Genomic DNA, 12,795 nt, shown 5'->3' on the forward strand with positions numbered 1-12,795 from the left:
GACGGCACGACCACGGTCACGGTCGGGGTCGCGGGCAACATCTTCGACCTGCCGATCCGGCTGGCCGAGGCCAACGGCTACTTCAGCAAGCAGAAGCTGAAGGTCAAGTACGTGACGACGACCGCGGCCACCGGCACCTCCGCACTGGAGTCCGGCTCCATCCAGTTCCTCAACGACAGTCCGACCGACTTCGTCTCGGCGATCGGCAAGAACGTCCCGGAGACGGCGATCGCGGCGGACGGCGGCGGCAACCCCCTCGGCCTGATCGTCAGCACCAAGTTCGCCACGGCGCACGGCCTCACCGCCGACACCCCCGCCGCCCAGGTCGCCAAAGCACTCGACGGCTCCACCGGCGGCGCCAGCTCCGCCAACACCAAGGGCGAAGCAGCCGTCTTCCTCAAGGCCTACGGGGTGGACTCCTCGAAGGTCAAGTGGGTCTCCCTGCCCAGCCCCGCCGCCGACAAGGCAGCCCTCAAAAGCAACCAGATCGACTGGTTCGTCACCTCCCAGCCCACCCCCCTGGCCATCCAGGACACCGGCGACGGCATCGTCGTCGCCGACTCCATCAAGGTCCCCGCCTGGTCCGAAGCACAAGCCGGCTACGGACAGATCGTCGTCGCCCGCAACAGCTACCTCACCCAGAATCCCGACACAGCCAAGAAATTCGCCACCGCCGTCCAGCAGGCCACCGCCTACATGCACACCAACATCAACTCCACCACCGTCCAGACCGTCGCCCAAAAAGCACTCCCCGGCATCCCCACCTCCGTCATCAAAGCCAGCCTCCCCCAAGTCGGCTGGCCCACCAGCGACACCATGAAGCTGTCGGTCTGGACCACGACCCTGACCTTCATCAACTCGCTGGACGCCCTGCAGACCGGGCAGGCCCTCATCTCCGTCGACAACTTCACCAACGCGTACCTGCCGTGAGCCGGCGGCCCGCACGGATTCGGTGCATCCGCGGGCCCGTTCATTGTCCGACAAGCAGCGAGGAGCTCTCTCAGCCCCTTCACAGGCCCGGTCGGCGCCGCACGAGCGGATCGGGTACACCCGCCGATGACATCCTGCCTCGCCAGCCCGCCGAAGCGGCGTGCGGATCCGGGACCCGCGCGTGGCGTCTCGGTGGCCTTGCGTTCGACCGCGCGTTGTTGGACAATCCAGGGAGTCCAGCGAGGTGAAGTGGGAGTCGTGAGGCGATCCTCGTGACCCGGTGGTGCCGGAGTCGCGCCGGCACCGTACGTCGCCTCTACGCTGACCTCGGCGCGGCTCGCGCATGGACGTGCGGCCGCCGCGCCCCGGGCACCGCACGGTTCGCCGGAGCGGTCTCCCGGTGTTGTCCCTTCTCACACTTCATAGGCGATCACGTTGGAACAGAGCAGCGACGGCGGCGTCGCGAACGAGAGCAGGACGTCCGCCACCCGGTCCAGCCAGGCGTACGAGGAACTGCGCTCGCTCCTGCTGTCGGGCAGCATCGAGCCGGACACCCGGCTCACCGAGGCCGACCTGACCCGGATGTTCGGTGTCTCGCGCAGCACCATGCGCGCGGTCCTCGCCCGTCTGACCCAGGAGGGGTACGTCACCAGCGAGGTCAACCGCGGGGTGCGGACCCGCAGTTTCTCGCCCGACGAGGCCCGCGACATCCTGGAGGCACGGGAGACGCTGGAGGCAGCGCTGGCCGGGTGGGCCGCCGAGCGGGCCACCGAGGAGGAGATCGACGAACTGCGCGCCACCCTGGAGGCGATGGCCGACGCCCGCTCGCGCGACGACCAGGCGGCGTACTCCCAGGGCAACCGGCTCTTCCACCAGCAGGTCAAGGCCGCCGCCCACCAGTTCACGCTGGCGCGGGCGTACGACACCCTGCTGTACCCGCTGGTGATGCGCCAGTACCGCAACCTGTCCGCACACCATCCGAGGGCCGGCTCCTACGAGGAGCACCAGGCGATCCTGCTGGCCATCGTCACCCGCAACCCGGAGGCGGCGAGAGCCGCGATGGGCCACCACGTGGCAACGGCGCGGCACGCGCTCGTCCTCAAGTAGTCCCCCGGCCGGTCCGCTCCGGGCGCTCCCCCGGTCCTCGTAGCCGGACTCCCCCTCGTCCCCTTCAGGAGAGAGCGATACATGAGCGCACCAGTGGAGACCGAGTCCGGCCTGATCGACGGCATATCCGGCCGGGACCGCTCGATCACGGTCTACCGGGGCATCCCGTACGCCGCGCCCCCGGTCGGACCGCTGCGGTGGCGGCCGCCGGAGCCGCCGGTCCGCGCGGAAGGGGTGCTCAGGGCGGGCAGCTTCGCGCCGATGTGCCCGCAGTCGCCGCGCGACGCGTCCCGGGCCGGCATCGACCTGCCGATGAGCGAGGACTGCCTGTACCTCAACGTATGGGCGCCGGCGGACGCGGCACGCACCGGGCCGCTGCCCGTGCTGGTGTGGATCTACGGCGGGGGTTTCCGGGCCGGCACCGGCGCCCACCCCCGGTACGACGGCGAGAGCCTGGCCCGCCACGGCCTGATCGTGGTGACCTTCAACTACCGCCTGGGCGCCTTCGGTTTCCTCGCGACCCCGGAGCTGAGCGCGGAGTCCGCGCAGGGGGTGTCGGGCAACTACGGGATCCTCGACAGCATCGCGCTGCTGAGATGGGTGCGCGACAACATCGCGGCCTTCGGCGGCGATCCGGGCCGGGTCACCGTCGCCGGGCAGTCGGCCGGTGCCGGCACCGTCAACTTCCTCGCGATGTCGCCCCTGGCCAAGGGCCTGTTCCACCGGGCGATCGCGCAGAGCCACGCCCGCCACTCGCGCGATCCCGAACTGCGCTACCTGGCCACCTCGTACCGGACCCTGGCGGATGCCGAGCAGGCCGGGCAGACGTACGCGCGCGAGCACGGCGCGCGCTCGCTCGCCGACCTGCGCGCCCTGCCGTGGCAGAAGCTGGTCGACGGCCGCCCCGCCTTCGACACGGGGGTGGACAGCGGCAGCACGGGCAAGCCGCCGCTGTTCCGCCCGGTGGTCGACGGCTATGTGCTCCCGCACGGGTACTCCGGGACCTACACCGAGGGGCGGCAGAACGACGTCGCCTACCTCGCCGGCAACAACCTCGATGAGAGCGGGGCCGTTCCGGAGTCCACCTTCGCCGAGTACCGGGTGCGCGGCGCGGCCGCACCCAACGCCGGCGCCCCGCCGATCCACGTGACCCTGGACGCCTTCGTCGCCGCGGCCCGGCACAAGTTCGGGCCGATGGCCGAGGAGTTCCTCCGGCTGTACCCGGCCGGCTCGGACGACGAGGCGGCGCGGGCCAGCAACACCGCTGTGCGCGACAACTCCCGTATCTCCACGTATTTGTGGGGCACCGAGTGGACCGCGCGGGCGACCCGGCCGGCCTACACCTACTTCTGGACCCACCCGTCGCCCGCCCAGGGGCAGCAGCCGCGCCGGGCCTCGCACAGCTCCGAGATCGAGTTCGTCTTCGACAACCTCGACCCGGGCAGCGCCGCCTGGACCGACGAGGACCGCGAGGTCGCCGCGACCGTCTCCGCGTACTGGGCCAACTTCGCGGCCACCGGCGATCCCAACGGCCCGGGGCTGCCGCACTGGCCGCCGTACGCGGCCGCCGTGCCGGTCGTCATGGAGCTGGGCGCCCGGTTCGCGCCCATCCCGATCGCCGACCCGGCCCGGCTCGACTTCTGGAAGCGCTTCTTCGGGACCCAGCAGCCCTGGTGATCCCGCGGGGCCCCGCGGCATCGCGCCGCGCCGCTCAGCGGCCGGCGAGTCGGTGCGGGGCCGCGGGGGCGGGGCCGTGGATGGCGCCGGCCAGTCCGGCCAGCGGCAGACCGGTGCCGCCCCAGCGGGACTTCACGATCTCCGCGGCGATCGACACCGCGGTCTCCTCGGCGGTACGGGCGCCGAGGTCGAGCCCGATCGGCGCGGCCAGCCGGGCGAGGTCCCGCTCGCCGACGCCCTCCGCGCGCAGCCGGGCCCGCCGGTCCTCGTGGGTCCTGCGGCTGCCCATCACGCCGATGTAGCCGGCCGGTGTCCGCAACGCGGCGAGCAGCAGGGGGATGTCGAACTTCGGGTCGTGGGTCAGGACGCACAGCACGGTCCGCTCGTCGACCTCGGTGCGCGCGAGGTAGTCGTGCGGCCAGGCCCGGACCACCTCGTCGGCGAAGGGGAAGCGCTCCCGGGTGGCGAAGGCGGGCCGCGCGTCGCAGACCGTAACCCGGTACCCGAGGAAGGCGCCCATCCGGGCGGTCGCCGCGGCGTGGTCGATGGCGCCGAAGACGAGCATGCGCGGCGGCGGGGTGAAGGTCTGCACGAAGACCGTGACGTCCTGCTCGCGCAGTTCCCCGTGCGTGCCGTAGCGCCGGACGCCGGTCGCGCCCTGCGCGAGGGAGCCGAGGGCGTCGAGGCGGGCCGCCCGGTCCAGGCCCGGGTCACCGAGCGAGCCGGCGGAGCCGCCGCCCCGCACCACCTGCTGCGCGCCCAGAGGAGCGGAGCCGCCGGTCACGGTGGCGAGCGCGACGCTCTCCGCGCGGCCGAGGGCGTCCAGCAGGCCGGCCAGCACGGCCCGTTCCCCCGGTCCGGTGTAGGGGCGGACCAGGACGCCGAGGGTGCCGCCGCAGGTCAGACCGACGGCGAACGCGTCGTCGTCGCTGATGCCGTAGGTGTGCCAGGACGCGGCGCCGGTGCGGATCGACTCGCCGGCGGCCTCGTAGACCGCGCCCTCGACGCAGCCGCCCGAGACGCTGCCCGCCACCCGCCCGTCGGCGGTGACGGCCATGGCGGCGCCGGGCCGGCGCGGCGCGCTCCCCAGGACGTCGACCACCGTGGCGACCGCGAAGGGCGTCCCGTCGTCGAGCCAGCCGCGCAGCGGGTCGAGGAGCTCACGCATGGCCGCGGTCCCCCGGGTTCGCCGCGCGGTGCTCAGGGTCCGCCGCCCGGTGCTCAGGGCGCCCGTTCCGGTGCCGGGGAAGGACGGCCGACGAACCGGCGACGCGCTCCCCATGACGCCGGGCCGCCGCGGGGTACGGCGTGCCACCGGGTCCGGGAATTGGAACGTCCCAGGGCACCCGTGATGTGATGTGGTGATCCATGAGAGGGACCTTTCGGCAGTCCGCGACGAGCGGTGAGGCGGTGCGTGACGATGGTGGTCGACGGGGGTCCGCCGGACGGCCGGCCCGAGCCGGCGCTGACCGCGGGCGGGCGGGAGATCCTGCGGGTGCTGGGACGGTCGGAGGACCTCGACAGCGTCGGCGCCCGGATCCTGGTCGCGATCGGCACCGGGATCGTCGAGGGCCGTCTGCGGCCCGGTGACGACCTCAACTCGGTCGAGCTGGCACGGCGGTTCGGCAGCAGCCGCACCCCCGTGCGGGAGGCGTTGCAGACGCTGGAGCGCGAGGGCCTGGTGGAGATCGCGGCCCGCAAACGCCCCCGGGTGCGCAGCCTCGGCCTGACCGAGGTCCGCGAGATATACGAGCTGCGCGGCGAGCTGTACGGCCTGGTCAGCCGGCGGCTGGTCGCGCACTGCACCCCCGAGGACATCTCGGTCTTCGACGGCATCCAGGCCCGGCTGGAGGAGGCCGCGGCGGACGGCGACCTGGAGCGGTACTTCTGGCTCGTCGTGGAGTTCCGCAACACCGAGGCGCGGCTGGCGGGGAACGAGACGGTGCGCGCCGTGCTGGACTCCGTGGGCATCCGCACCCTCCAGCTGCGCCACCTCAGCCTGTCCCTGCCCGGCCGCCTCGACACGTCGGTGGACGACCACCGCCGGCTGGTGCGCGCGTACGTGGACGGCGAAGCGCAACTGGCGGCGGCGCTCACGCAGTCCATCGTCCGCCGGGGGCTGGCCGCGGTGGAGCGCTCGGGGTGGACCGGCTCGGACCGCTGAGGCCGGTGCCCGCGGCGGCCGGGCCGAGCAGCCCGGCCGGGTCCAGGACGGCGGCGCGCTGCCCGGCGTCGAGGCCCGCGCCACCGAGGGCGCCGACCGGCCGGTCCACCCGCATCGGGAACGGGTAGTCGCTGCCCAGCACGACGTGCCCCGGATCGGCGAAGTCCACCAGGTGCCGCAGCGCGTCGTCGTCGTGCAGCACCGAGTCGAACCAGAGCCGGTCGAGCAGCGCGCGCGGCCGCAGCTCGCCGCGCGCCCGGAACGCCGGCGGGGCCGCGCTGAAGCCGCGGTCGAGCCGTCCGATCTGGTACGGCACGAAGCCGCCGCCGTGCACCAGCAGCACCCGCAGCCGCGGGTGGCGTTCGAGGATCCCGCCGAGCATCAGGGCAGCCGCGGCGAACGTCGTCTCGGCCGGATTGCCGACCAGGATGTGGAGGAAGAGCCGCCGGCTGCGTTCGGGCACGTCGAGTTCCGCGGGGTGCACGATCACCGGCACGTCCAGGTCCTCGGCCGCGTCCCAGAACACGTCGAGCCCCTGGTCGTCGAGGCCCGCCTCCCCCACGCGGGCGCCGATCTGCACCGCGCGGTGGCCGAGTTCGCCGACCGCGCGGCGCAGTTCGGCCGCCGCCAGGCCGGGCTCCTGGAGCGGCACCGCGGCGGCGGCGAGGAAACGGTCGGGGTGCTCCGCGACGAGGGCGGCCAGTGCATCGTTCTGGGCCGCGGACAGCCAGTGACCGTCGGGACCGTCGAGTTCGTAGCCGGCCAGATCCATCCAGGGGGCGACCAGTTGGACGTCCACCCCGGCGGCGTCCATCCACGCGAGGCGGGCCGGCACGTCGTTGAGCGGCGGGATCAGGGGCAGGCCGCTGAGCCGCCCGGCCACCTCGACCCGGACCGCCGTGTCCTGCCGCACCATCCGCACGCCGTGGGCGGCGCCCTCGGCCTCGATGCGCTCCACCACGTGCGCGCCGACGTGGTGGGCGTGGACGTCGGTGACCGGCGCGGGCGCGTCGCCGCCCGGCCCGTTCACGCGCGGTCCCCGACCGCCGCGCGGTCCAGCAGGGCGAGCAGCGCGTCGGCCACCACCCGCGGGTTCTCCAGCGGGGTGAGATGCCGGGTGCCGGGTACGACCACGGCGGCTCCGTCGCCGATGCGCTCGGCCAGGTCCCGGGCCATCGCCGGCGGGGTCGCCCCGTCGTCGGCGCCGACCAGCACCGCGGCCGGGTGCGCGAGGAGCGGGGCGGACGCCCGCAGGTCCGCGGCGCCGAGCATGGCGCAGGTCGCCCGGTACGCCTGGAGGTCGTTGGCCGTGAACACCGCGGTGAGGTGGTCCATGAGCCCCGGTTCGGCCTGCCGGAAGGCGTCGCCGAACCAGCGGGTGAGCTGGAAGGGGACGAGGGCGGCCAGGCCCTTCCGTTCGGCGGCGTCCGCGCGCGCGGCCCAGTCCTGCGCGGCGGTGGGGCCGTACCAGGCCGTGGTGTCCACGAAGAGCGCCGCGCGGGTGCGGTCGCGGTGGCGGGCCGCGAAGTGCTGGGCGACGCAGCCGCCCATCGAGCAGCCGGCGACCGCGGTGCGGCTCCATCCGACGTGGTCCAGCAGGTCGGCGAGGTCGTCGGCGAACTGCTCGGTGGTGTAGGGCCCTTGGGGCCTGCCGGATCGGCCGTGGCCGCGGCAGTCGTAGGTGAGGAGGTCGGCGCGGCCGTCGAGGGCCGCGACGACGCCGGACCACAGCGAGCGGTCCAGGGCCAGGCTGTGGACGAGGACGATCCGGGGGGCGGCTCCGGATGCCGCTCCGGCGTCGGGCCCGGACCCGGCGGCGGTCACGGCGTCGGCTCCGGCGTCGGGCGCGGCCGGGGAGGCCGGGTGGAGGGTGTAGGAGAGGGTGACGCCGTCGCGTGTCTCGGCCTGCCCCTCCACGGCGGGTACGGTCATCGGTCGGCTCCTCCCGCGGCGCGCAGCGCCGCCTTGCTGACGGCCCTGCGGGTGAACTCGGCGATCATCAGGGACTTGTAGGCGGCGGAACCGCGCACGTCGCTGTACGGCCGGGTGGCGGCGGCCGCGAGCCGGGCCGCCTCGGCGACGAGGTCGGCGTCCGGCACCCGGCCCGGCAGCGCGCCCAGGTCGACCACGACCGGGCCACCGGTCACCGACCCGACGGCGACCGACAGCCGCTCGACCGTTCCCGACTCGTCCAGCGCGACCACGGCGCCGACGTTCACGCAGGCGTACTCCCACACCCCGCGGACGAGGAACTTCTCGTACGCGGAGCCGATACGGGCGCCCGGCGTGCTGCGCGGGAGCCTGACGTCCTGGACGAGTTCGCCCGCGCTCAGGGAGCCGACCTCCGTGACGGGCAGCGTCCGGCGGTGGCCGGCACCGCGGACGGTCAGCACCGCGCCCGCGGCGGCGAGGGCCACCGGCGGGTCGTGGCTGTCGTCGCGGGCGGCGATGTTCCCGCCGAGCGTGACCATCCGGCGGATCCGGGCGGTCGCCACGGACCCGGCCGCCTCCGCCACCACCGGCCACTCCTCCCGCAACCGGGTGTCGGATGCGATCGCGTCGAGCCGCACGCCCGCACCGATGACGATCCGGTCGTCGGTCCAGGCGATGCCCGCCAGTTCCGGTATGTCGGCGACGGCGACGAGCGTGCGTGCCGTCACCGGCCGGCGCGCCTGCCGGGCGAGGGCGTGTCCGACCCCGCCGCCCAGCGGGACGGCCCCTTCGGTGGCGAGCTGGGCGAGGGCATCGGTGAGCGAGCCCGCCCTCAGGAGGTGCACGGGCTCCCGGGCCGCGTCCGTGGGCGCGGGTCCGTGATCGAGCGTGGTCATCTCAGCGTTCCTCTCCGGGGGCGCGATCGCGGGGCGGGGCAGGCCGGTCGGGCGGGGCGGGCTCGGCGGACTCGCTGAGCCCGCCGGGCCCGGCTTGCTCCGGTGGCGTGGTCGAGCCGGTCCGGATACCCCAGAAGATCTTCTCCGCGGTGATCGGCAGCTCGTGGACGCGCACGCCCACCGCGTCGGCCACGGCACTGGCCACGATGGACGGGACCGGATCGAGGGCGATCTCGCCGACGCCCTTCGCGCCGAAGGGACCGGTCGGTTCGTAGGAGTCGGCGAACTCGACGTGCAGCTTCGGCATCACGCCCGCGGTCGGCATCTTGTAGTCCACGAAGTTCGGCCGGGTCGGGGCGCCGCCGTCCCAGTCGAACCGCTCGGTGAGCGCCATGCCGAGCCCCTGGGCGATGGCGCCCTCCACCTGGCCCTCGGCGAGCGGCGGGTTCAGGACGGTTCCGCAGTCCACGGCCGCGGCGAGTTCCAGGACCGTCACCGCGCCCGTCGCCGGGTCGACCTCGACCTCCGCGGCCTCCGCGACGAAGTTGTACGCGCCGGACTCGTTGCCGTAGCGCAACTGGTCGGGGAACTCGGAGGGGTTGTCGAAGGAGCCGAGACCCACGATCGGCTCGCCGCCGGGGCGGTAGAGCTCCGCCCGCACCACGGTGCCGACCGGCTGACGGAGCGGGGTGTCCTCGCCGGGCATGGCGGGTGCGTGCACGTGGCCGTCCTCGACCCACAGTTCGGCCGCGGGACGTCCCGTCTGCCGGGCCGCGGCGGCCAGCAGTTGCTCGCAGGCCCGCTCGGCCGCCTGCTTCACGGCGTTGCCCGCCACGTAGGTGACGCGGCTGGCGAGTGCCCCGAGGGCGTGGGTGGTCAGGTCGGTGTCGGGGCGCGAGACGGAGATGTCCGCGACGGCCAGGCCGAGTTCGGCCGCGGCGATCTGCGCGAGGGTGGTGCGCGCGCCGGTCCCGATCTCGCCCTCGCCGATGATGACGGCGGCCCGGCCGTCCTCGGTCAGCCGGACGATCGCGGAACTGCCGTCGTAGTCGCCGAAGCTGCGCCGGCCGGAGACGTGCACGCTCACGCCCATGGCCAGGCCGCGGTGCGGCGTGGGCGCGGCGCGCTTGTCGTACCAGCCGATGGCGGCGGCGGCCCGCCGGATGCACTGCTTGAGCTCGCAGCTGCTGATGCGGTGGTTGTGCGGGGAGACGCTGCCGGACTCGACCGCGTTGAGCAGGAAGAGGTCGGGCACCTCGATGCCGAGCCGGGTGGCCGCCAGGTCCCACGCCTGCCCGACCGCCCAGTCCGCCGAGGGGTTGCCGAAGCCCCGGAAGGCGCCGGTGGGCACGAGGTTGGTGTAGACGAGGCGGGAGCGCGCCTTCACCGCACGGTAGGTGAAGAGCGCGTCGTGCCGCACCGTCGCCGCGCCGAGCACCGCCTGTGCCTTGCCGGTGTAGGCGCCGTTGTCGGCGACGAGGTCGATCTCCTTGGCGGTGACCAGCCCGTCGGAGGTGAATCCGAGCCGCACGTGGTAGCGCATCGGTATCCGGGGGCGGCTGGCGAGGAACTCCTCCTCGCGGGTGTTGACCAGTTGCACCGGCCGGCCGGTCTTCCGGGCGAGGATCGCGCAGATCACCGAGGTGTTGTCGTCGCCGGACTTGCCGCCGAAGCCGCCGCCGATCTCGGTCTGCACCACCCGTACCGCCCGCAGCGGCAGCCCGAGGGCGGTGGCATAGCGCTGCCGGGCCAGGAACGGGGTCTGCGTGTTGACCCACATCGTGACCCGGTCCTGCGACCACTCGGCGGTGCAGCCGATCGTCTCGATCGAGCCGTGCCACTGGCGGGTGCTCTGCCAGACGCCCTCGACGACCACGTCGCTGCGCTCCAGCCACTCCCGCGCGCCGCCGCGGTCGAAGGCGAACTCGTGCGCGAGGTTGCCGGGCGCGTCGTCGTGCACGAGCGGCGCGCCGTCGGCGAGGGCCGCGTCGAGGTCGAGGACGGCCGGCAGCACTTCGTACTCGACCCGGATCAACTCGGCGGCGTACCGGGCGGTTTCGAGGTCAATGGCGGCGACGGCGGCCACCTCGTCGCCCACGTATCGCACCCGCTCGACGGCCAGCGGATACAGGTCGGGCCGGAAGGCGCCCCACTTGACCTGCGCGGTGTCGGCTCCGGTGATGACGGCGTGGACGCCCGGTACCCGAGCGGCCCGCGAGGTGTCGACGGCGAGCACGCGGGCGTGCGCGTGCGGCGAGCGGACCACGGCCGCGTGCAGCATCCGCGGGATGCGGGTGTCGGCGGCGTACGACGCCCTGCCGGTGACCTTCTCCACGGCGTCGATCCGCTGGACCGCGCTGCCGATCACCGGGGGCAGGACATCCCGTTCGCGGGGCAGGCCCGGGACGGGTGCGTGCGTGGTCGACATCAGCGTGCCTCCCCGGTGAGCGACTTCTGCAGGGACACGGCCTCGCGCGCGGAGTCCAGGATCTTCACGTAGCCGGTGCAGCGGCAGTAGTTGCCGTCGACGGTCTGCCGCAGTCGCTCCTCGTCCGGCTCGGGCTCCTGGTCGAGCAGCGCGCGCAGTGCCATGACATGACCGGGCGTGCAGAATCCGCACTGCATGCCGGCGCACGTCACGAAGGCCGTCTGCACCGGGTCGAGGCCGTCCGGCCCGCTGAGGTCCTCGATCGTGCGCACCTCGCGGCCTTCGAGCAGGCCGACGAGTTGCAGGCAGGACGGCACGGCCCGGCCGTCGACGATCACCGTGCAGGCCCCGCAGTAGCCGATCGCGCAGCCGGACTTGGTGCCGGTCAGACCGAGATCGTTCCTGAGCAGGTCGAGCAGGGTGGACGCGGGATCCTGGACGTGGACCTCGACGTCCTCGTGGTTGAGGCGGAAACGCAGGGGAACGGCCATGGCCTTCCTTCGGTGGTTCGGGGCCGGTGATGCGGTGCCGGTGATGCGGGGGCCGGGCGGCGGCTCGATCGGGTGACGCCGCGTCAGGTCTCCTCCCCCGTCCAGCCCGAGCGCTCGATCGCCGCGAGCCCGCCGAGCACCAGGGACTGGGTGAGCGCGGCGGCGAGGTCGGCGTCGCGGTCCTCGTAGGCGCGCAGCAGGCGGGCGTGGTCGGTGACCGAGGGCCACAGCCGGCCGGGTTGGGACAGGCTGAGGTGGCGCAGTTGCAGGGCGCGCAGCCCGAGGGTGTCGAGCACCCGGCCCAGGGTGAGGTCGCGGGCGATCTCCATCTCGGCGTTGCGGAAGCGGACGTTGGCCCAGAAGTAGCGGTCGACGTCGTCGTCGTCCGCGGCGGACTGCAGCTCCCGCTGGTGCCCGCGGAGCACCGCCAGGTCGGCGTCGGTGCCGACGGCGACCACGCGGCGGCTTACCAGGGCGTACAACTGGGCGCGCAGGTTGTACAGTTCGCGCACCTCGCGCAGGGCCAGCCGGGCCACCCGCGGCCGGCGGCGCGCGGCGATCTCGACGAAACCCTCGCGCTCCAGCACCAGCAGGGCCTCGCGGACGGGGGTGCGGCTGCTGCGGAAGGTGCGGGCGAGCTCGACGGAGTTGAGGTCGTCGCCGGGGCGCAGCCGGCCCTCGACGATCTCGGTCGCGACCGCCACGGCGATCTCGTCGGCGATGCTGTCGCCCGCCATGCTCCTCTTGAGGATGCGCAGCAGTTCCAGCCGCCGGGTGCCGTCACCGACCGACGGGAAGCCGGACGGCGACGGCACGGCGGTACCGGCTTTCACCGTGTGCCGCCGAGTGCGTCCGGCCAGCGCCGGATCACATGATCGGTCAACTCACGACTCGCCTCGGCCACCTTCGGGAAATCCGCCAACCGCGACCACGGACGACACGCATCGATCACCGCACGCGTATTGAACGGCGGCAACCCCGCCGCCCGCAACGGATCCACCCGACTCCCCCACGTCTGCCGCATCGTCTCGATGTCCTCCGCCGGATCCGTCCGCGTACACACCGCCCACATCACATCATTCAAACTCCGCGGATCCACATCCGCATCCACCACGATCACGAACTTGTTCATATACGCCGCCGACGGCAACTGCGACGCCAAATACCCCG

At 73.7% G+C, this 12,795-nt stretch carries 11 protein-coding genes and 1 pseudogene; 4 read left to right on the plus strand and 8 right to left on the minus strand.

The window, feature by feature from the left end:
* The 3 genes from C4U44_RS40850 to C4U44_RS40860 form a co-directional block, all read left to right on the plus strand.
* On the plus strand, positions 1–930 hold a 930-nt coding region (locus tag C4U44_RS40850; protein WP_103891203.1), incomplete at its 5' end, for an ABC transporter substrate-binding protein.
* Positions 931–1,365: 435 nt separating this feature from the next.
* Positions 1,366–2,037, plus strand: a complete 672-nt coding sequence (locus tag C4U44_RS40855) for a GntR family transcriptional regulator (protein ID WP_103891204.1) — start codon at positions 1,366–1,368, stop codon at positions 2,035–2,037.
* 81 nt (positions 2,038–2,118) lie between these two features.
* A complete protein-coding gene (locus C4U44_RS40860) occupies positions 2,119–3,714 on the plus strand; it encodes a carboxylesterase/lipase family protein (protein ID WP_103891205.1) in 1,596 nt (531 codons plus the stop codon).
* Positions 3,715–3,748: 34 nt separating this feature from the next.
* Here C4U44_RS40860 and C4U44_RS40865 read toward each other — a convergent pair whose 3' ends face one another.
* Positions 3,749–4,882, minus strand: coding sequence for an XdhC family protein (locus C4U44_RS40865; RefSeq protein ID WP_103891206.1), 1,134 nt, complete (start codon positions 4,880–4,882; stop codon positions 3,749–3,751).
* A 252-nt stretch (positions 4,883–5,134) separates the two neighbouring features.
* Between C4U44_RS40865 and C4U44_RS40870 the strand changes: the two genes are divergently transcribed.
* Positions 5,135–5,878, plus strand: a complete 744-nt coding sequence (locus tag C4U44_RS40870) for a GntR family transcriptional regulator (protein ID WP_103891207.1) — start codon at positions 5,135–5,137, stop codon at positions 5,876–5,878.
* Here C4U44_RS40870 and C4U44_RS40875 read toward each other — a convergent pair.
* From C4U44_RS40875 to C4U44_RS40905, 7 genes and pseudogenes are all read right to left on the minus strand, one after another.
* The gene (locus C4U44_RS40875) at positions 5,808–6,908 is read right to left on the minus strand and encodes an amidohydrolase family protein (RefSeq protein WP_103891208.1); all 1,101 of its coding nucleotides are present in this window, start codon (positions 6,906–6,908) and stop codon (positions 5,808–5,810) included. The genes C4U44_RS40870 and C4U44_RS40875 overlap by 71 nt on opposite strands.
* Positions 6,905–7,810 carry an alpha/beta fold hydrolase gene (locus C4U44_RS40880; RefSeq protein WP_103891209.1) on the minus strand — a complete coding sequence of 302 codons (906 nt, stop codon included), beginning with the start codon at positions 7,808–7,810 and terminating at the stop codon, positions 6,905–6,907. Before C4U44_RS40880 ends, C4U44_RS40875 begins: the two co-directional genes overlap by 4 nt.
* Entirely contained in the window at positions 7,807–8,706 is a 900-nt protein-coding gene (locus tag C4U44_RS40885) for an FAD binding domain-containing protein (RefSeq protein ID WP_103891210.1), read from the minus strand. Before C4U44_RS40885 ends, C4U44_RS40880 begins: the two co-directional genes overlap by 4 nt.
* Before the next feature lies 1 nt (position 8,707).
* A complete protein-coding gene (locus tag C4U44_RS40890) occupies positions 8,708–11,134 on the minus strand; it encodes a xanthine dehydrogenase family protein molybdopterin-binding subunit (protein WP_103891211.1) in 2,427 nt (808 codons plus the stop codon).
* On the minus strand, positions 11,134–11,625 hold the full coding sequence (locus tag C4U44_RS40895) for a (2Fe-2S)-binding protein (protein WP_103891212.1): 492 nt from the start codon (positions 11,623–11,625) through the stop codon (positions 11,134–11,136). Before C4U44_RS40895 ends, C4U44_RS40890 begins: the two co-directional genes overlap by 1 nt.
* An 83-nt stretch (positions 11,626–11,708) precedes the next feature.
* Complete coding sequence (locus C4U44_RS40900; RefSeq protein WP_200823591.1) at positions 11,709–12,458, minus strand: GntR family transcriptional regulator; 750 nt, start codon at positions 12,456–12,458, stop codon at positions 11,709–11,711.
* Positions 12,455–12,795, minus strand: a pseudogene (locus C4U44_RS40905) (UbiD family decarboxylase domain-containing protein); the annotation flags it as partial. The gene C4U44_RS40900 and the pseudogene C4U44_RS40905, both read right to left, overlap by 4 nt.

This window comes from Actinacidiphila yanglinensis, from assembly GCF_900107965.1.
Classification (GTDB): Bacteria; Actinomycetota; Actinomycetes; order Streptomycetales; family Streptomycetaceae; genus Actinacidiphila; species Actinacidiphila yanglinensis.